At 71.4% G+C, this 18666-nt stretch carries 21 protein-coding genes, 1 tRNA gene and 2 riboswitches; of the genes, 16 read left to right on the forward strand and 6 right to left on the reverse strand.

The window, feature by feature from the left end; translation table 11 throughout:
- The 6 genes from E1286_RS36555 to E1286_RS48385 all read left to right on the forward strand — a co-directional run.
- The coding region (locus tag E1286_RS36555; RefSeq protein WP_223190774.1) for a hypothetical protein at window positions 1-346 on the forward strand (346 nt) is incomplete at its 5' end.
- Window positions 343-1086, forward strand: coding sequence for a tetratricopeptide repeat protein (locus tag E1286_RS36560; protein ID WP_132620064.1), 744 nt, complete (start codon window positions 343-345; stop codon window positions 1084-1086). The genes E1286_RS36555 and E1286_RS36560, both read left to right, overlap by 4 nt.
- Window positions 1083-2462: a nickel/cobalt transporter gene (locus E1286_RS36565; RefSeq protein WP_132620066.1), complete on the forward strand. Its 1380-nt coding sequence runs from the start codon at window positions 1083-1085 to the stop codon at window positions 2460-2462. The genes E1286_RS36560 and E1286_RS36565 overlap by 4 nt, the downstream gene beginning before the upstream one ends.
- Before the next feature lie 117 nt (window positions 2463-2579).
- The gene (locus E1286_RS36570; RefSeq protein WP_132620068.1) at window positions 2580-3155 is read left to right on the forward strand and encodes a PadR family transcriptional regulator; all 576 of its coding nucleotides are present in this window, start codon (window positions 2580-2582) and stop codon (window positions 3153-3155) included.
- Window positions 3152-3943: an SGNH/GDSL hydrolase family protein gene (locus E1286_RS36575; RefSeq protein ID WP_132620070.1), complete on the forward strand. Its 792-nt coding sequence runs from the start codon at window positions 3152-3154 to the stop codon at window positions 3941-3943. The genes E1286_RS36570 and E1286_RS36575 overlap by 4 nt, the downstream gene beginning before the upstream one ends.
- Window positions 3904-4275, forward strand: a complete 372-nt coding sequence (locus E1286_RS48385) for a hypothetical protein (protein ID WP_165970076.1) — start codon at window positions 3904-3906, stop codon at window positions 4273-4275. Before E1286_RS36575 ends, E1286_RS48385 begins: the two co-directional genes overlap by 40 nt.
- A 341-nt stretch (window positions 4276-4616) precedes the next feature.
- Here E1286_RS48385 and E1286_RS36585 read toward each other — a convergent pair whose 3' ends face one another.
- The gene (locus E1286_RS36585; RefSeq protein ID WP_132620072.1) at window positions 4617-5372 is read right to left on the reverse strand and encodes a hypothetical protein; all 756 of its coding nucleotides are present in this window, start codon (window positions 5370-5372) and stop codon (window positions 4617-4619) included.
- 43 nt (window positions 5373-5415) lie between these two features.
- A complete protein-coding gene (locus E1286_RS36590; protein WP_132620074.1) occupies window positions 5416-6120 on the reverse strand; it encodes a FadR/GntR family transcriptional regulator in 705 nt (234 codons plus the stop codon).
- A gap of 124 nt (window positions 6121-6244) precedes the next feature.
- Between E1286_RS36590 and E1286_RS36595 the strand changes: the two genes are divergently transcribed.
- The 7 genes from E1286_RS36595 (at window position 6245) to E1286_RS36625 (ending at window position 13721) form a co-directional block, all read left to right on the forward strand.
- Window positions 6245-7615 carry a glutamine synthetase family protein gene (locus E1286_RS36595; protein ID WP_165970077.1) on the forward strand — a complete coding sequence of 457 codons (1371 nt, stop codon included), beginning with the start codon at window positions 6245-6247 and terminating at the stop codon, window positions 7613-7615.
- A 2-nt stretch (window positions 7616-7617) separates the two neighbouring features.
- A complete protein-coding gene (locus tag E1286_RS36600) occupies window positions 7618-8961 on the forward strand; it encodes an aldehyde dehydrogenase family protein (RefSeq protein WP_132620076.1) in 1344 nt (447 codons plus the stop codon).
- A 4-nt stretch (window positions 8962-8965) separates the two neighbouring features.
- Window positions 8966-9730, forward strand: a complete 765-nt coding sequence (locus E1286_RS36605) for a 3-oxoacyl-ACP reductase (protein WP_132620078.1) — start codon at window positions 8966-8968, stop codon at window positions 9728-9730.
- Between the two features lie 9 nt (window positions 9731-9739).
- Window positions 9740-10429 (forward strand): gamma-glutamyl-gamma-aminobutyrate hydrolase family protein, encoded by a 690-nt coding sequence (locus tag E1286_RS36610; protein WP_132620080.1) that lies wholly within the window; start codon window positions 9740-9742, stop codon window positions 10427-10429.
- Window positions 10430-10509: 80 nt separating this feature from the next.
- Window positions 10510-10608, forward strand: a riboswitch (glycine riboswitch).
- Between the two features lie 73 nt (window positions 10609-10681).
- A riboswitch (glycine riboswitch) is annotated at window positions 10682-10782 on the forward strand.
- A gap of 34 nt (window positions 10783-10816) precedes the next feature.
- Entirely contained in the window at window positions 10817-11902 is a 1086-nt protein-coding gene (gene gcvT, locus E1286_RS36615; protein WP_132620082.1) for a glycine cleavage system aminomethyltransferase GcvT, read from the forward strand.
- Entirely contained in the window at window positions 11899-12288 is a 390-nt protein-coding gene (gene gcvH / locus E1286_RS36620) for a glycine cleavage system protein GcvH (protein ID WP_132620084.1), read from the forward strand. Before gcvT ends, gcvH begins: the two co-directional genes overlap by 4 nt.
- Window positions 12289-12344: 56 nt before the next feature.
- Complete coding sequence (locus E1286_RS36625) at window positions 12345-13721, forward strand: L-serine ammonia-lyase (protein WP_132620086.1); 1377 nt, start codon at window positions 12345-12347, stop codon at window positions 13719-13721.
- Here the strand turns inward: E1286_RS36625 and E1286_RS36630 are convergent, their stop codons facing one another.
- Both E1286_RS36630 and E1286_RS36635 read right to left on the reverse strand, forming a co-directional pair.
- Window positions 13722-14216: a hypothetical protein gene (locus E1286_RS36630; RefSeq protein ID WP_132620088.1), complete on the reverse strand. Its 495-nt coding sequence runs from the start codon at window positions 14214-14216 to the stop codon at window positions 13722-13724. It abuts the gene before it with no gap.
- Complete coding sequence (locus tag E1286_RS36635) at window positions 14216-14815, reverse strand: DUF6286 domain-containing protein (protein WP_132620089.1); 600 nt, start codon at window positions 14813-14815, stop codon at window positions 14216-14218. The genes E1286_RS36630 and E1286_RS36635 overlap by 1 nt, the downstream gene beginning before the upstream one ends.
- A gap of 126 nt (window positions 14816-14941) precedes the next feature.
- Here E1286_RS36635 and E1286_RS36640 point away from each other — a divergent pair, with 126 nt between their 5' ends.
- Complete coding sequence (locus E1286_RS36640) at window positions 14942-16135, forward strand: amino acid deaminase/aldolase (protein ID WP_132620091.1); 1194 nt, start codon at window positions 14942-14944, stop codon at window positions 16133-16135.
- A 68-nt stretch (window positions 16136-16203) separates the two neighbouring features.
- Here E1286_RS36640 and E1286_RS36645 read toward each other — a convergent pair whose 3' ends face one another.
- Window positions 16204-16536, reverse strand: a complete 333-nt coding sequence (locus tag E1286_RS36645) for a DUF3618 domain-containing protein (protein WP_132620093.1) — start codon at window positions 16534-16536, stop codon at window positions 16204-16206.
- A gap of 148 nt (window positions 16537-16684) precedes the next feature.
- Between E1286_RS36645 and bcp the strand changes: the two genes are divergently transcribed.
- Together bcp and E1286_RS36655 are read left to right on the forward strand one after the other, a co-directional pair.
- Window positions 16685-17158 carry a thioredoxin-dependent thiol peroxidase gene (gene bcp / locus E1286_RS36650; RefSeq protein WP_132620095.1) on the forward strand — a complete coding sequence of 158 codons (474 nt, stop codon included), beginning with the start codon at window positions 16685-16687 and terminating at the stop codon, window positions 17156-17158.
- Window positions 17159-17460: 302 nt separating this feature from the next.
- A tRNA-Leu gene (locus E1286_RS36655) sits at window positions 17461-17544 on the forward strand.
- A 7-nt stretch (window positions 17545-17551) separates the two neighbouring features.
- Here the strand turns inward: E1286_RS36655 and E1286_RS36660 are convergent.
- Window positions 17552-18544 carry an HNH endonuclease signature motif containing protein gene (locus E1286_RS36660; protein ID WP_132620097.1) on the reverse strand — a complete coding sequence of 331 codons (993 nt, stop codon included), beginning with the start codon at window positions 18542-18544 and terminating at the stop codon, window positions 17552-17554.
- Window positions 18545-18666 lie beyond the last annotated feature (122 nt).

The raw sequence follows: 18666 nt of genomic DNA on the forward strand, positions 1-18666 counted from the left end.
CCCCACGGGGGCCAGGCCGGCCGTGCGTCCCGTCGCGGACCGGCCACCCCCATCCACCACCTGGAGCCCTTCGGACATGCGTGCCTTCGCGATCGCCGTTGGAGTCGCCCTCGTCGGGGCGATGGCCTTCACCGTCCTTTCGTTCGTCGCCGCGCCCACACCCGCGCCCGTGGCGGCCGCGCCGTTCCGTGAGACGCCGCAGGAGCGGCTCAGACGCCTGCCGAACGACCACCGAGGCTGGGCCGAGCTCGGCATCCAGTACGTGGACCAGGCCCGGATCACCGGCGACCCCTCGTACTACAGCTCGGCGACCTGCCCGCAGCCCAGCGGGCCGTGGACCGGATGACGGAGCTGCGCCCCGGCGTCGCCGCCTTCTCCCGCGCCTCGTACGCGGCCGAGCTGCGCGGCGACACGGACGAGGCACGCCGTTACCTGGAGTACGCCCACGCCGACGCCTGGACACCCGCCGACCTCGCCTACACCCGCCACTACCTGGGCGAGCTCGCCCTGCACTCCGGCGACCCGGCCACGGCCGCCGACCGGTACGCCGAGGCCCTGCGGGCATATCCGGCCTACAGGCCCGCCCTCGCCGGCCAGGCCAGGGCCGCGGCCCTCAGCGGCCGCCTTCCCGAGGCGCTCGCCCTCTACGAGACCGTCGTCGAACGGCTCCCGCTCCCCCAGTACCTCATCGAACAGGGCGAGACCCGTCTCAAGGCGGGCCTGAACGCCGACTGGACGCTCCTCAAGGCCCAGCGCCGGCTGTTCGAGGCCGCGGGGGTGCGCGACGACCTGACGTGGGCCGAGTTCGAGGCCGACCACGGCGACCCGGTCCGCGCCGTCGAACACGCCAGGGCCGAGTACGCCCGCAACCCCAACCTCGTCGCCGCCGACGCTCTCGCCTGGGCCCTGTTCAAGGCGGGCAAGCCGGCCGAGGCTCTGCCGTACGCGAAGAAGGCCACCGCGACGGGCTGGCGCAACGCGCTGATCGCCTACCACCGCGCCCGCATCGAGCGGTCCCTCGGCCGCCCCACCCGCATCGACCCGGACTTCGACCCGGCCCTCCCAGCACTCGCGAGGCACTCATGAGACGGTTCCTCCTCCCCGTCGCGGCGGGCCTGCTGCTCGCGTCGGGTTTCCTGCCGAGCGCGGCCCAGGCGCTGACCGTCCCGGCGACCGCCGCGGCCCACCCGCTCGGCACGTTCACCGTCAACCACTACAACGGGCTGCGGATCTCACCGTCAGAGGTGCGCAACCTCGCCGTCGTGGACCTGGCCGAGGTGCCCACCCTGCAGGCCGAGACCCAGGTGAACGGCACGTACGCGGCCCGCCGCTGCGCCGCCCTGGCCGCCGCCCAGCGGCTCGTCGTGGACGGCCGTACGGTGCCGTGGCGGGTGACGGAGTCGTCCTTCGCGTACGAGCCGGGCGAGGGCGGTCTGCGTACCAGCCGCCTGACCTGCCGGCTCGCCGCCGCGGTCCGCGCCTCGGAGACCGTCGCGTTCACCGACGGGTTCGAGCAGGAGCGGATCGGGTGGCGCGAGATCACCGCCGTCGGCGAGGGCGTCCGCCTGAGCTCGTCGGTGCCCGCGACCAGCGTGAGCCGGGAGCTGCGGGCGTACCCGGAGGACCTGCTGGCGGACCCGCTCGACCGGCGCACCGCCACCCTCACCCTCTCCGGCACCGGAGTCTCCCCTGGAGCGGCGAGGGGCGGGGTCGGGATCGGCGGCCCCGTCGGCGACGCGCTGGCCGCGCTGGACCGGACGTTCACCGGCCTGATCGGCTCGGACCGGCTGACGGCTCCACTGGGCCTGCTGGCGGTCGGCCTGGCGGTGGTGCTCGGCGCCGGCCACGCGCTGATCCCGGGACACGGCAAGACCGTCATGGCCGCGTATCTGGCCGGACGGCGGGGACGACCGCGCGACGCGCTGGTGGTGGGCGCGACGGTGACGGCCACCCACACGGCCGGAGTGCTGGTGGTGGGCTTGCTCCTGTCGGCGTTCACGGCGCTGGCCGGGGAGTCCGTCCTGTCCTGGCTGGGGGTGGCCGGCGGCGTCCTGATCGCCGTCATCGGCCTCCGGCTCCTGCTCACCACCCGCCGCGCCACCGATCACGGGCACGGGCACGGGCACGGGCATGCCGCGACCAAGCGGGCCGGACTCATCGGGCTCGGTGTGGCGGGCGGGATCGTGCCGAGCCCGTCGGCGCTGATCGTGCTGCTCGGCGCGATCGCCCTCGGCCGCACGTGGTTCGGGGTGGCGCTGGTCACCGCGTACGGCGTCGGCATGGCCGCCACCCTCACCGTCACCGGCCTGCTCCTGGTCAAGCTGGTGGACCGCCTGGAGCACCGCGCCGCAACCGGCCGGCGCCTGGCCGCCCGGGTCTCGGCCCTGGCCCCGACGGGCACCGCCGCCATGGTCGTCCTCCTCGGCGCCGGCCTCGTCCTCCGCTCGGTGACCACCCTCTAGCCTCGGACGCTCGACCGAGCACCCGAGGTCAGGCGGCGCCACTGACCCTGGACCGGTTGTCCCGAGCACCCTATAGTCATGTCCATGACTACTCATATCGATGACTATCGCTAGGCGATGGCTCTCAAGCACGCGGTGCTGGCGGCGCTGCTCGGCGGCGAATACAGCGGCTACCAGCTGACCAAGATCTTCGATGTCGGCGTCTCGAACTTCTGGTACGCCGCCCCCCAGCAGCTCTACGCCGAGCTGACCCGCCTGGAGGCCGACGGCCTGATCACGGGGCGGGAGGTCGTCCAGAAGGGACGGCCCAACAAGCGGGTGTTCACGGTCACCGAGGCCGGGCTCGGCGAGCTGACAGCCTTCGCGGCGGCCCCGGCGAAGCCCCTGCTCATCCGCGACGACCTGGTGGTGAAGGTGCACGCCGTGGACCGGCTCGACCCCGCTCCCGTGATCGCCCAGCTCCGCGAGCGGGCGCGGGAGGCGGCCGCCAAGCTCGACCTCTTCCGGCAGATCCTCGCCCGCCTGCGCGGCGACCTGGACGAGGAGACGTTCCTGCGCGAGGGCGAGCACGTCGGCCCCTACCTGTCCTGCCTGGCGGGATGCCGGCTGGAGCGCGAGACGCACGACTGGTGCCTCCAGACCGCGCGGACGCTGACCGAGCGCGCGGCCCGTACCGAAGGAAGGACGCCATGACCCCCTACACGCGGTATGTCGCGCTCGGCGACAGCCAGACGGAGGGCCTGGGCGACGGCGACGACGCCGGCGGTCACCGCGGCTGGGCCGACCGCCTCGCCGAGCGGCTCGCCGTCGCCGAGCCCGGCCTGCTCTACGCCAACCTCGCGGTCCGCGGGACGCTGGCGCGCCAGATCAGGGACGAGCAGCTGTCCGTCGCGCTGCGACTGCGCCCCGACCTGGCCACGGTCATGGCCGGGATGAACGACCTCACCCGCCCCCGCTTCGACGCCGCGCGGGTGGCGGAGGCGATCGAGGACATGTACGCGGCGCTGACGGCCGCGGGCGCCCACGTGATCGGTGTGACATTTCCTGACATCGGGCGAATCATGCCGCTGGCCCGTCCGCTCGCGCCGCGCGTGCTCGACCTCAACACCCGCATCCGCGCCGCCGCCGCCCGCCACGGGGTCACGGTGGTGGACACGTACCCGATGGAGGTCTTCACGGACGCCCGCATGTGGAGCCCCGACCGCCTGCACGCCTGCCCGGAAGGCCACGCCCGCTTCGCCGCCGCCGTGGCGTGCGCCCTCGGCCTGCCCGACGACTCCTGGACGCGCCCGCTGCCGCCCCTGCCCCCGCCGGCCGGCTGGCGGACGGCGGCGGCCGAGCTGAGGTGGATCGTGACATTCCTCGGCCCGTGGATCGGCCGCCGGCTGCTCGGACGCTCGTCCAGCGACGGCCGCACCGCCAAGCGCCCCGCGCTCACCCCGTGGGCTCAGTCGACCTCGGGTATGTCCGGATCGTCGTAGTCGGCGTCACCGTCCTCGACCCGCCGCACCTTGATGTCCTCGACCCACCCGCGGGCGAACCGCCGGATCTCCCCGATCCGTTCCTCGTCCACCCCGTACGCCTCGTCGGGCACCGTGTCGAGGAACTCCAGCCGCGCCAGCAGCTCGGAGGCCGAGAAGTCGTCGTCGTGCAGCAGGGCGAGCCGTTCGAGGTCGCGGTGGGAGAAGCGGGCGGCGAGCGCGGCGACGTCGACGAAGTCGGCGACGAGGCCCCGCTCGTGGAAGGCGCGGGTGACGAGGCGTCTTCGGCCGCGAGCACGGGCAACCCTTCGCAGGCGACCGGGGCCCGCTGAAGCGCCTCACGCAGGAGGTGGATCACGCACGTCTCGCGGGTGACGGCGTCCTCTGCCGTGAGGCGGCCGGCGCGGGCCGTCACCTCGGCGATCGCCGCCTCCAGGCCCGCCTCCCGCAGCGCGCCGGCGACGTCCTCCGCGACATCGGGCAGCGGCGTCTCCCCCGCGGTCGCGAAGACGAGGTCGTCGCCCATCCGATCGGTGAGACCGTGCGCCCGCAGCGCGTGAACGCCCGCGAGCGCCAGCCCGTAACGCTCACCGACGGCGGCCACGGCCTCCACCAGGCGCCGCTGGAAAGGAGGAAGGGCCAGTCCTTCGTGGAGCGGAGGAAGCGCCATGGGTCACGTCTGCCGACGGGTGCGGCGGGTGGAGGGGAGGTCGTGGCGGCCGGACAGGAACTCCTGGAACGTGATCTTGACCCTGATCACCGGACGGCGCCACCGGTCCTCCCGGTGGATGGCCCGGGCCATCTTCCGCGGCGACCGCCTGGCGAAGAACCAGCGCGCCCACGGGGAGCCCGGCCGCGCCAGCCGGAAGGCGCCGACCACGAGCATCGGCGGCACGAACAGCCCCGCCATCCCCGTCCAGATCTTGCCCTTGAGCAGCGTGACGACGGCGAGCAGCAGGTTGCCCACGATGAGCGCGGCGGGCGCGAGCGGGGTGCCGTAGTCCCAGGTGAGCGGACGCAGACCGATGAGCAGCAGGCCGGTGACGGCGACCGCGATGAACACCGCGTCGACCGACGTGCGCCCCTCCTCCTCCCAGTAGACGTCGTGCAGGTGCAGGATCAGCGCGAACTCGTCGAGCACGAGAGCGGACCCCACCCCGAACACCGACGCCGCGACGGCCGTGCCGATCTGCGAGCCCGGCGGGACGACGAGCATGGTGACGCCGCCGACCAGCATCAGCACCACGCCGAACACCACGTGGTGGATGTGCATCTCGCCCACGTTGATGTTGCGGAACCAGCCGATCTTGGCCCGGATCAGCCGGACGTTGATGCGGGTGGCGATGAACGCCGCGATGAGCATGACGAAGAAACAGAACAGCGGCAGCCGTCCTGTGGCGATGATGTTCTGCTGGAACCAGTTGCCCATGACTCTGGCTTCGATGGTACGAGCCGTACACCTCTGATCTGCGTCATGTGAGGAATGCCCGAAGCAGCGCGGCGGTGCCTTCCAGGTGCTCCGCGACCGCCCGCCGGGCCGCGTCGGGATCGCCGGCCAGGATGGCCTCGGCGATGGCGCGGTGCTGCAGCGCGGAGTGCTCCAGGTTGACGTGCAGCATCGGGATGGCGTTCAGCAGGTCGCTGACCCGCGAACGGGCGTCCGCGCACGTCGTGGCGAGCCGGGTCGAGCCGGTCAGCTCCGCGATGGACAGGTGGAAGGCCGTGTCGAGGCGGCGGTAGTCCTCCAGGCCGGCCCCGTTGAGGTCGGAGAGCCGGCGCAGCAGCAGGTCACGCTGCTCGCCGGTGAGCTCGGTGGTGGCCAGCACCTGCGCCGCACCGCTCTCCACGGCCAGCCGGAAGGTGAGCGCGTCCGACAGCTCGGCCCTGCCCATCTCCTTGACGGCCTGGCGCAGGTCGCCGGGGTCGGGCTCGGACGGCTCGTACGTGACGAACGCGCCGCCGTAACGGCCGCGGCGCACGTCGAGATAGCCCGCCTCGGACAGCGCCCTGATGGCCTCGCGCAACGTCACCCGGCTGATGCCGAGCCGGGCGGCCAGCTCGCGCTCGGGAGGGAGTTTGCCGCCCTTCGCGACCACGCCGAGTTTGATCGCCTGGAGCAGCCGCTCCACGGTCTCCTCGAAGGCGTTGCCCGCCCTCACCGGGCGCAACACCGTCATCAATCGCGCCGACTCGTCCAACGTGTCCTCAGGCCTTGACAAGCGATCCCGACATACTGATCAATGGTCTGAGACTAGCCCAATCAACGGGAAAGCGCGTCAGGCCAGATCGGAGCGGCGTAGCGTGAGCGATCCAGCGACCACGGGGTTCCTGTCCGTCCACGAGCTGCGCGACGAGGTGGCCATCGGGCGCATCGACACCGTGCTGCTCGCGATCGCCGACATGCAGGGCAGGCTGCAGGGCAAGCGGCTGTCCGCCCGCTACTTCCTCGACGAGGTGCTGCACCACGGCTCCGAAGGGTGCAACTACCTGCTCGCGGTCGACGTCGACATGAACACCGTGCCCGGCTACGCGATGTCGTCATGGGAGCGCGGGTACGGCGACTTCGTGATGAAGCCCGACCTCGCCACGCTGCGCCGGGTGCCCTGGCACGAGGGCACCGCGCTGGTGATGGCCGACCTGGCCTGGCAGGACGGCTCCGACGTGGCCGCCTCGCCGCGCCAGATCCTGCGCGGGCAGCTCGACCGGCTGGCCGAGCGGGGCCTTGCCGCGTACGTCGGCACCGAGCTGGAGTTCGTGGTCTACGACGACAGCTACGAGCAGGCGTGGCGGCGCGCGTACCGCGACCTGACGCCGGCGAACCTGTACAACGTCGACTATTCGCTGCTCGGCACCGGCCGCATCGAGCCGCTGCTGCGCCGGATCCGGCGCGAGATGGAGGGCGCGGGCCTGTACGTCGAGTCGGCGAAGGGCGAGTGCAACCTCGGCCAGCACGAGATCGCCTTCCGCTTCTGCGAGGCGCTGCGCACGTGCGACAACCACGTGGTCTACAAGACCGGAGCCAAGGAGATCGCCGCCCAGGAGGGCCGGTCGATCACGTTCATGGCCAAGCCCAACGACCGCGAGGGCAACTCCTGCCACATCCACGTCTCACTGCGCGCCCGCGACGGCGACCCGGTGATGGCGGGGGAAGGGCCGTATGGGCTCTCGCCGCTCGGCGCCCGCTTCGTCGCCGGTCAACTCGCCTGCCTGCGCGAGCTGACTCTCCTGTACGCCCCCAACATCAACTCCTACAAGCGGTACGTCCCCGGCAGCTTCGCCCCCACGGCCGTCAAGTGGGGGGTCGACAACCGGACCTGCGCGCTGCGGCTCGTGGGCCACGGCGCCTCGCTGCGCGTGGAGAACCGCGTGCCCGGCGGCGACGTCAACCCGTACCTCGCGGTGGCGGCGCTGGTGGCGGCGGGGCTGCACGGCATCGACGCCGAGCTGCCGCTGGAGGCCCCTTACGAGGGCAACGCCTACACCTCCGGCGCCGAGACCGTGCCGCACACGCTGCGCGACGCGCTGGCGCTGTTCGAGGGGTCGAAGCTGGCCAGGGAGGCGTTCGGCGACGAGGTGGTGGCGCACTACGCCAACAACGCGCGGGTGGAGCTGGCCGCGTTCGACGCGGCGGTGACGGACTGGGAGCTGTTCCGTGGTTTCGAACGGATGTGAAGATGCAGATCGTTGATCCGGCGACCGAGGCGGTCATCGCCGACGTCGAGATGGCGGACGCGGCCGAGGTCGACCGGGCGGTGGAGCGTGCCAGGAGGGCCTACGCCGCCTGGCGCGAGGTCTCCCCCGGCGACCGGGCGCGGCTGCTGAGGCGCTTCGCCGACCTGGTGGGCGAGCACGGCGAGGAGCTGGCGCGGCTGGAGCTGGCCAACGCCGGTCACCCGATCTCCAGCGCCCGCTGGGAGGCCGGCACCGTCCGCGACGTGCTGCACTTCTACGCCGGCGCGCCCGAGCGCAACCACGGCAGGCAGATCCCGGTGCCGGGCGGCGTGGACGTCACGTTCCAGGAGCCGCTGGGCGTCGTCGGGGTCATCGTGCCGTGGAACTTCCCGATGCTGATCATGTCGTGGGGGGTGGCGCCCGCGCTGGCGGCCGGCAACACGGTGATCGTCAAACCGGCCGAGTGGACCCCGCTGACCGCGCTGCGGGTGGCCGAGCTGGCGCTCGCCGCGGGGCTGCCCGAAGGGGTGCTCCAGGTGCTGCCCGGCGAGGGGGAGGTCGCGGGGGCCCGCCTGGTCGAGCATCCGGACGTCGCCAAGATCGTGTTCACCGGCTCGACCGAGGTGGGCAAGGAGATCGCCGCCAAGGCGGGGGCGCAGGTGAAGCGGCTCACGCTGGAGCTGGGCGGCAAGTCCGCAAATATCATCTTTGCGGACGCAGACCTGGAAAAAGCGGCAAAAACCGCGCCTTATGCGGTTTTCGACAACGCAGGCCAGGACTGCTGCGCCCGCTCCCGCCTCCTCGTCCAGTCCTCGGTGTACGACGCGTTCATGGAGCTCCTGGCCGAGGCCGTCCGCGGGGTGAAGGTCGGCGACCCGCTCGACGAAACCACCGAGATGGGCCCGCTGATCAGCGCCGAGCACCTGGAGCGCGTACGCGGCTTCGTGGACGGCACCCCGTACCTGCAGGGCTCGTGCCCGCAGGGCAAGGGCTACTGGTTCCCGCCGACCGTGCTGACCCCCGAGGTCACCGACCGGGCCTTCACCGAGGAGATCTTCGGCCCGGTCGTGTCGGTGGCGCGCTTCGAGGACGAGGCGGAGGCCGTACGCGTCGCCAACGACACCCCGTACGGGCTGAGCGGCTCCATCTGGACCCGCGACGTCGGGCGGGCGCTCCGCGTGGCCAGGGCCGTCGAGTCGGGCGCCCTGTCGGTGAACTCCCACTCCTCGGTCCGCTACTGGACCCCGTTCGGCGGCTTCAAGCAGTCGGGCCTCGGCAGGGAACTCGGCCCGGACGCCCTGGCGGCGTTCACCGAGACCAAGAACGTCTTCATTTCCCAGGAGTAGACATATGCGGCGGTTGCAGGATCGCGTGGCGGTCATCACGGGGGCGGGCAGCGGGATCGGGCTGGCCACGGCCAGACGGTTCGCCGACGAGGGCGCGAAGGTGGTCTGCGCGGACATCGACGAGGACGCGGGCGCCAAGGCCGCGAACGACGTCGGCGGCCTGTTCGTCAAGGCCGACGTGACCGTGGAGGACGACGTCGTCAGGATGTTCGCCACCGCCCACGAGTCCTACGGCAGCGTGGACATCGCCTTCAACAACGCCGGCATCTCCCCGCCCGACGACGACTCGATCCTGGAGACCGGTCTCGACGCCTGGCGCCGCGTCCAGGAGGTGAACCTGACCAGCGTCTACCTGTGCTGCAAGCACGCGATCCCGTACATGCGGCGCCAGGGCAAGGGCTCGATCATCAACACCGCGTCGTTCGTCGCGGTCATGGGGTCGGCGACCTCGCAGATCTCCTACACCGCCTCCAAGGGCGGCGTGCTGGCGATGTCGCGCGAGCTGGGCGTGCAGTTCGCCCGCGAGGGCATCCGGGTGAACGCCCTGTGCCCCGGCCCGGTGAACACGCCGCTGCTGCAGGAGCTGTTCGCCAAGGACCCCGAGCGGGCGCAGCGGCGCCTGGTGCACGTGCCGGTCGGGCGTTTCGCCGAGGCGTCGGAGATCGCGGCGGCGGTGGCGTTCCTGGCCAGCGACGACGCCTCGTTCATCACGGCCAGCGAGTTCCTGGTGGACGGCGGCATCTCCGGCGCCTACGTCACTCCACGGTAGGAAGGATCCATGCGTCCCGTCATCGGCATCACCACGTACGTCGAGCCGGCCACGTTCGCGGTCTGGCAGGACATGACCGTCGCGCTCCTGCCGTACATGTACGTGGAGGCGGTCGTCCGCGCCGGCGGGCAGCCCGTGCTGCTGCCGCCGGCCGGCGCGCCGGTCTCGGCGTTGCGCGGACTCGACGGGCTGGTGCTGGCCGGCGGCGGTGACATCGACGCGGCCCGCTACGGCGAGCCGGCGCACGAGCGCACCGGATACGTCCGCGAGTTCCGCGACGAGGCCGAGTTCGCGCTGCTCGCGGCGGCCCTCGACCGGGGCCTGCCGTATCTGGGCGTCTGCCGCGGGATGCAGGTGCTCAACGTCGCGCTCGGCGGGAGCCTGCACCAGCACCTGCCCGACGTGGTGGGGCACGCGGGCCACTCCCCCGCCCCCGGGCGGTTCGGGCACCTGCCGGTGACGGCCGTGCCCGGCACCCGGCTGGCCAAGATCCTCGGCGAGCAGCCGGTGACCGTCCCGCACTACCACCACCAGGCCGTCGCCCGTCTCGCGCCGGGCCTCACGGTCACCGCCACGGCCGAGGACGGCACGGTCGAGGCCGTGGAGCTGGACACGCCGGGGTTCGCCCTGGCGGTGCAGTGGCACCCGGAGGCGGGCGAGGACGACGCGCTGTTCGAGGCGCTCGTGCGGGCCTGCTGAGGCGACCGGTGCGTCACTCCCGAATCCACCCGGACGCGACAAGACCCCCGTCACGGCACTAGGCTGACGGACATCACCGGCAAAACCGCGCGGGAGAGCACCCTGACAGCCGGTCAGTGGTCCCTGAAGGAGCAAGCCCTCCCCGCGAACCTCTCAAGGCAAAGGACCGCGCGGACTCGGACAGGAAACCCGGCTCAAGCGGACAGCCGCCCACCGTCGTGCGGCTGCTGACCTGGCCGGAGCTCCCGTCCGGAGGTGACCTCTGGAAAGCAGGCCCGTCTGGGTCTCGCCGAAGGTGAAAGTCCGGCAAAACTCGGGCGAAGCTCTCAGGCATCCATGACAGAGGGGGAGGATGCTGGCATCCGATCCTGTCCTGAGGTGCGACAAATGTCCCGACCTACGCCGCTACGAGACGTCCACGAGAGCCTCGGCGCCACACTCACCGACTTCGCCGGGTGGCTCATGCCGCTGCGGTACGGCAGCGAGGCCGCCGAGCACAGGGCCGTACGCGAAGCGGCCGGGCTGTTCGACCTGTCCCACATGGGCGAGATCTTCCTGACCGGGCCGCAGGCCGGCGAGGCGCTCGACTTCGCGCTGGTCGGCCACCTGTCGGCGCTGACGCCCGGCAGGGCCCGCTACACCATGATCGTCAACGAGCGCGGCGGGGTGCTGGACGACCTCATCGTCTACCGGCTCGGGGACGAGGAGTTCATGGTCGTCGCGAACGCCTCGAACTCCGAAAAAGTTGGAAATGAGCTCAAAATTCGTGCGAAGGCGTACGACGCGGTGGTCGAGGATCGCTCCGACCAGTACGCGCTGATCGCCGTCCAGGGACCCCGTTCCCAGGAGATCCTCGCCACGCTCACCGACGCCGACCTCGGTGGGCTCAAGTACTACGCGGGCCTGCCCGGCCTCGTGGACGGCCGCCGGGCGCTCATCGCCCGCACCGGCTACACCGGCGAGGACGGGTTCGAGCTGTTCGTCGCCAATCAGGACGCCGTGCCGCTCTGGCACGCGATCACCGCGGCCGGCGAGCCGTACGGGCTCAAGCCCGCCGGCCTGTCCAGCCGCGACACCCTCAGGCTCGAAGCCGGCATGCCGCTGTACGGCAACGAGCTGAGCGCCGAGCTCACTCCGTTCGACGCGGGGCTGGGCCGGGTGGTGAAATTCGACAAGCCGGGCGACTTCGTCGGCAGGTCGGCGCTGGAGGCGGTCAAGGACGACACGCCGAAGCGCCGCCTCGTCGGGCTGGTCGCCCGGGGCCGCCGGGTGCCGCGTCACGGCTACCCGGTCACCAAGGACGGCGCCGTCGTCGGCGAGGTCACGAGCGGTGCGCCCTCCCAGTCCCTGGGAAAGCCCATTGCGATGGCCTATGTCGACACCGGCGCCGAATCAGGCCTGGCTGTGGACATCCGGGGCAGCCACGAACCCGTGGACCTGGTCGAGCTGCCCTTTTACAGGAGGAACAAGTGAGCAACATCCCTGACGACCTGAGCTACACCAAGGAACACGAGTGGGTCTCCGGTATCGACGACGGACTCACCGTGACCGTGGGCATCACGGCGTTCGCCGCCGACTCCCTTGGTGACGTCGTCTACGTGCAGCTCCCCGACGTCGGCACGAACGTCGAGCATGGTGACTCCATCGGCGAGGTGGAGTCCACCAAGTCGGTGAACGAGATCTACACGCCGGTGGGCGGCGAGGTCGTCGAGGTGAACCAGGCTGTCGTCGACGACCCCAGCCTGGTCAACAGCGACCCGTACGGCGAGGGCTGGATGTTCCGGGTGCGCATGGAAGGCGAGCCCGAGGATCTTCTGTCGCCGCAGGAGTACACCGCACTCACCTCAGGCGAATCCTGACAATTTTGTAGCCGGGGCCCCGACCGGGCCCCGGCCCGCACACGAAGGGCGCATCAATGGCGATCAGCGTCTTCGATCTGTTCAAGGTCGGCATCGGCCCGTCGAGCTCGCACACCGGCGGCCCGATGGCCGCGGCGCACAAGTTCGCCCGGGGCCTGCACCACGACGGCCTGCTCGACCGGGTCGCCCGCGTCGAGGCCATCCTGTACGGCTCACTCGGCCTGACCGGCAAGGGACACGGCAGCGACAAGGCCGTCCTGCTGGGCCTGTCGGGCGAGAAGCCGGAGCTCGTGGACGTCGACACCGTCGACGCCCGCATCGCCGCCATGCGCGAATCGGGCACCGTCCAGCTGTACGGCACCCACGAGATCCCCTTCGTCGTCGGCGAGGACCTCGTCTTCGAACGGAAGATCTCACTGCCCGAGCACCCCAACGGCATGCGCTTCACCGCGTACGACCAGGCGGGCGGCAAGCTGCGGGAGAAGGTCTACTTCTCGGTCGGCGGCGGCTTCGTCGTGGACGAGAACGCCACCGGCGCCGACCGCATCAAGCCCGACGACACCGTCCTGCCCCACCCCTTCACCACCGGTGAGGAACTGCTCAAGCTCTGCTCCAGCACGGGCCTGTCGATCTCCGGCCTCATGCTGGAGAACGAGAAGGCGTTCGGCCGCACCGAGGAGGAGATCCGCGCGGGCCTGCTGCGCCTGTGGCAGGTCATGTCGGAGTGCGTGGCCCGCGGCATCTCCAAGGAGGGCGTCCTGCCGGGTGGCCTGAAGGTCAGGCGGCGCGCCAACCAGCTCTACCGCCGCCTGCAGGCCGAGCCGGCCGAGAAGGACCCGCTGCAGGCGATGGACTGGGTGGCGCTGTTCGCTCTGGCGGTCAACGAGGAGAACGCCGCCGGTGGCCGCATCGTCACCGCGCCGACCAACGGCGCCGCCGGCATCATCCCGGCCGTCCTGACGTACTACAACCGTTTCGTCCCCCACGCCGACGACGAGGGCGTGATCCGCTTCCTGCTCACGGCGGGCGCCATCGGCGTGCTGTTCAAGGAGAACGCCTCCATCTCCGGCGCCGAGGTCGGCTGTCAGGGCGAAGTGGGCTCGGCCTGCTCGATGGCCTCGGCCGGCCTCACCGAGGTCCTCGGAGGCACCCCGGAGCAGGTGGAGAACGCCGCCGAGATCGGCATCGAGCACAACCTCGGCCTGACCTGCGACCCGATCGGCGGCCTCGTGCAGATCCCGTGCATCGAGCGGAACGCGGTGGCCTCCAACAAGGCCATCACGGCGGCCCGCATCGCGCTGCGCGGCGACGGCCGCCACTACGTGGCCCTCGACAAGGCCATCAAAACCATGCGCGACACCGGCCGCGACATGCTCGACAAGTACAAGGAGACCTCACGCGGCGGCCTGGCCGTCAACGTGATCGAGTGCTGACTAACGACGCACGTGCAGGCGGACGACGGACGGGGTTTCGTCGTCCCTGACCTCACGGCGGATGCGGCCGACGATGTCCTGGTCGAGCTTGCTCACCACGGACCCCACGTCGGCCGCCGACGGGCACGTCACGCTGACGCGCAGGCCGTCCGCGGCGACCCGGACGCCGGCCCGGCCGAGGCCCTCCACACCCTTGAGGCCGACGAAGAGCATGGCGGTGCCGGTGCCGTTGTGCGCGCCGCGCCGGCCCCAGCCGAGGGCGAGCAGCAGCCAGCGCAGCGCGACCAGGGCCAGCAGGAGCAGGGCGAGGGCGAGCATCCACAGCGGCCACGGCTCCTCGGCCAGTGTCCGGTGGAACGGGGCGGGCAGCACCTTGGCGTTCGGGGGCAGGTCGAAGAGGCGGTCCTGGCCGCGTAGCCACGCGTACGCGCCGAGACCCAGCAGCGTCGCGCCGACGATCGCCAGGCCGATGCGGTTGCCTGCGTACTGACGCATCACATGCCCTTCCTGCGCAGGCGGACGACGACCTCGCCGGTGCCGAGGGTGCCGACGCCGGCCAGGCGATCGCCCACGGCGGTGCCGACCTGCCGGAGCATCGAGCCCGGCGTCTCCTCACCGGTCATGACGGTGACCTCGATGGTGCGGCGGCGCAGGCGTACCCGGGCCTTGTCCACGCCCGCCACCTGCTGGGCGGCGGCACGCAGCGTGCGGCGCAGACCCGGGCGGGTGATGCCGATGACGATCAGCGGGTCGGACGTCTCCACCGGCACCAGCCTGGAGCGGCCCGGCACGACCGCGAGCAGCAGCATCAGCGTGCCGAGCCCGGCCAGGGCGAGGGCCGCGGTCTCCGCCTCCGGCCACGTCGTCCTGCCCGCCAGCTCGACCAGCTCGTTCACCGGGACCCAGCCGAGCGGGGCGCCGAGCAGCCCCGAGACGATCTCCGCAGTGGTCGCCCCCAGCCCGCCGACCAGGGCGAGCGCGACGGTGACCCCCGGAACGGTACGCGCGGGCCTGAGCACCTTCCTCGCCCGGCGCAGGCCGGTGTTCCGCGGGGCGGCTGCGACACCGGGCAGTATCTGCTGAAGCGTGGTCATCACAACGACAGACGTACACGGGTGGCGCCGGGCCAGAACCGCGCCCTCGCCGCCCGTTTGCCCGATCATTACGGGTTCGGCGGCGAAGCCGAGTTCATTTGCGTGATATGTCGTTACGCTGCATGTATGGATGACCGCCAGCGCTACGACCGCGCCACCGCGGCTCTCGAACCTCCCTTCGCCGCCGTCGACCTGGCGGCCATCCGCGCCAACGCCGCCGACCTCGTACGGCGTGCCGCGGGCAAGCCCATCCGGGTGGCCAGCAAGTCCGTGCGCAGCCGTCCGCTGCTGGAGCGCATCCTCACCATGGACGGCTTCCGCGGCGTCATGGCGTACACGCTGCCCGAGGCGCTCTGGCTGGCCTCCCACGGGTTCACCGACATCCTCGTCGCCTACCCCACCGCCGACCGGCACGCGCTGGCCGCTCTCGCCGGGGACGCCCGCGCGGCCCGGGAGATCACCGTCACGGTCGACTCGCCCGCCCACCTGGACTTCGCCGAGGCCGCCGTGGCCGGAGTGCCTTCGCGGTCCGAGATCCGGATATGTCTGGACATCGACGCCTCCTATGTCGCCTTCGGCGGCAGGTTCCGGGCGGGCGTGCTGCGCTCCCCCGTCCGCGAACCCGAGGAGGCCGCCGACCTGGCCGCCGCCGTCGCCAAGCGGCCCGGGTTCCGGCTGACCGGCCTGATGGCGTACGAGGCCCAGATCGCCGGGGTCGGCGACGACCCGCCCGGCCGGACCCTGTACGCCCGCGCCGTCCGGCTCATGCAGGCCCGCTCGGCCAGAGAGCTCGTCCTGCGCCGCGGACGCATCGTGAACGCCGTACGCCGCGTCGCCGACCTCGAGTTCGTCAACGGCGGCGGCACCGGGTCGGTCGAGCGCACCGTACGCGAGAAGGCCGTCACCGAGGTGGCGGCCGGGTCGGGATTCTTCCACCCGCGCCTGTTCGACTTCTACCGGCGCTTCACCGGCCGCCCCGCCGCGTTGTTCGCCCTGCCGGTCGTACGCCGCCCCGCTCCCGACACCGTGACAGTGCTCGGCGGCGGCTACCCGGCCTCCGGCGCCGCCGGGCCCAGCCGGCTGCCGCAGCCGTACCTGCCGGCCGGCCTGCGATACGCGCCCGACGAAGGCGCGGGCGAGGTGCAGACGCCGCTGATCGGCCAGGCGGCCGAGGACCTGCGGATCGGCGACCGGGTATGGTTCCGGCACGCCAAGGCAGGCGAACTATGCGAACGCTTCGACACCCTCCACCTCATCGACGGCGACACGGTGGTGGAGTCGGTGCCCACCTACCGAGGCGAGGGCCGCACTTTCCTGTAAGCGCACCGGACGAAAGCCCGCCGGATGCCACCAGACGCGGGACCGCTCGCGCCGACCGCAAGGCCGTTTCAGACGCGGCGGCGACGGCGGCGCCACAGGACGATCGCCGCGCCCACGACCAGCACCGCCCCGACCCCGATCAGCACCGCCCCCAGGTCGGGCCGCTCCTCGTCCCACACCTGCTGAGCGTCGTCGCCGTACTCGACCGGCCGCGGCGTGACCCCCAGCGCATCGCCCACGGACGCCACGAAATGCCCGGCACGGTCTTTGACGTCGGCCACCGTACGTTCGGCGACCCGCTTGGGGCTCACCCGGTCGGCGATGGCGTCGACCGTCCGCGCCAACTCCGCGCGCGTCCGCGCGATCCGCCGCTCCAACTCGTCGGGATCGGTCTCAGCCATGGCTCTCCTCTCGACCGCACGCCTCGCCCGCGCCACGTTCCGTGCGGGCTTCGTCCGTTCTGGTCGTGATCAGTCTGTCAGGTCGGCGCGCTCCACGGCACGGCGGCCAGGCCGGTAAGTTGGGCGGGAGGAACTGCAGGAGGGCCCATTGACCGAAACCAAGCTCGCGCCCGGCGAGGCCGCGCCCGAGTTCACGCTCACCACCGCCGACGGCGGCACCGTCTCCCTTGACGCCTACCGCGGCAAGCGGGTGATCCTCTATTTCTACCCCGCCGCGATGACGCCTGGCTGCACCAAGCAGGCGTGCGACTTCCGCGACAGCCTGAGCCGGCTCACCGCCGAAGGTTTCGCCGTCCTCGGCGTGTCGAAGGACAAGCCGGAGAAGCTCGCCAAGTTCGCCGAGCGCGACGCCCTGACCTTCCCGCTGCTGTCCGACCCCGACCTGTCCGTCCACCAGGCCTACGGCGCGTACGGCACCAAGAAGCTGTACGGCAAGGAGGTCGTCGGCGTGATCCGCTCGACCTTCGTCATCGACGGCGACGGCAAGATCGAGCACGCCCTCTACAACGTGAAGGCAACCGGCCACGTAGCCTCACTCAAGAAAAAGCTCGGCCTGTCCTGACCCGAGCACGGCGTACCGGGTAGGGCCCGCACCGAGCGGGCCCTCTCGGCAGAGGCTCTCCCCGAGGGTCCTCACGCACACCTGCGCGAGGGTTACCAACGGGCGGTCACCGCCCGCGCGCGGCTCTGCCGGAAAGAGCTCCTCAGGCTACGCACGATCCCACGCCACAACGGTCCGTCGCTTCCGGCACTCGGGGCGGCGTCGCAGGGTCGCGTCTCCTCCGCCACCGCCTGTCGTTGGAGTTGCTCCCCTGCGCTATACGGAGCGCTAAACTATGCCAAGCCCGCTTTGGCGGGGACTGCGCGGGCGTGGCGAAATAGGCATACGCGGCAGGTTTAGGTCCTGTTGGTGGAGACACTGTGGGGGTTCGAGTCCCCCCGCCCGCACCCCTTATCACCGGGCCTGGTTTCTGTTTCTTCCGGCGAATGTCGCCGTTTGCGCATGGCAGTTCGGGCACAGCAATCTCAGGTTTTCCCTCCGGTTGTCGAGCGGGTCACCGTTGACGTGATCGACCTCCAACGTCAGCGGCCGCCCTTGCCAGGTTTCCCCAACGCCGCACTGCGCGCAGCGCACGGGCACGCCGATCTCTGCCAGCGCGCGCCGCAGCACTGCTCCAGGAGTACGGCCGGAGCCTGGAGGGCGTTCGACGAGTACGCGGGCCGGATCTCTGCGTGGCCGGCTCAGCACCGAGCTGGTGGGCTGGCGGACGAAGTGGGAGGTGTCGATGCCGTAACGCGCGATGCACCGCAGAAGACGACGCCGGTTCGTCTCACCGATCTCCAGGCCGAGCAGGCGCATCATGGCCGCCACCGATCGCGACCGCGCCGCCGCAGACCTGACCTCGGCCTCGCCGAGCCGAATCCGCTGATAACCGGCGGGCTCCGCGATGCCGTACGCACGCAGCCGGCGGCGGACCTCCGCGCGGGATCGCCCGCTTTCTGGGAGGTGGAGGCGCCGCAGAATCTGCCGCATGCTCTTCGCCCCCTCGGCCGCCTCTTCGAGCGCACGGCGATCGAAGCGTGGGTAAGGGGGCGACGGACGCCCCGGCAGATGAGAGAAGTGCGACGTATCGAGGCCGAGCAGTTTGATACGGCGGCTGATGTGCGTGTGGGCCCCGCCGCTGCGTGGGATTTCCAGGTAATCGAGGACGCCGTTGATGCTCGTGGACGCCGCCACCGCCGCGGCGAGAGTCTCGGGCCGGTATTTATGCCGAGGCATCCGCCGGAAGTGACTGGTGTCGATCCCCAGCGAGGTGATTTTCCGCCGGAGCGAGGCACGGCGACCGCCCGAGTTGCGCAGCCCCAGCAAGAACGCCACCTCGGTCAGCGACCGGGCTCGACGAACGCATCGGGCCAGCTCTTCAGGCGTGGGCTCGGCATCAGGCATGGCGCCAGACTAGAAAGGCCGACCGACATTTTCGGGGGCCGGATCCGCCTCGCTCAATACCCCCGAAATAACCGGAATTTCGGCAATGTCAGCCCGTCCAGGTGGGGCCCTCGTCGTTGGGG

The sequence above is a fragment of the Nonomuraea terrae genome (assembly GCF_004348995.1).
GTDB classification, from domain to species: Bacteria; Actinomycetota; Actinomycetes; order Streptosporangiales; family Streptosporangiaceae; genus Nonomuraea; species Nonomuraea terrae.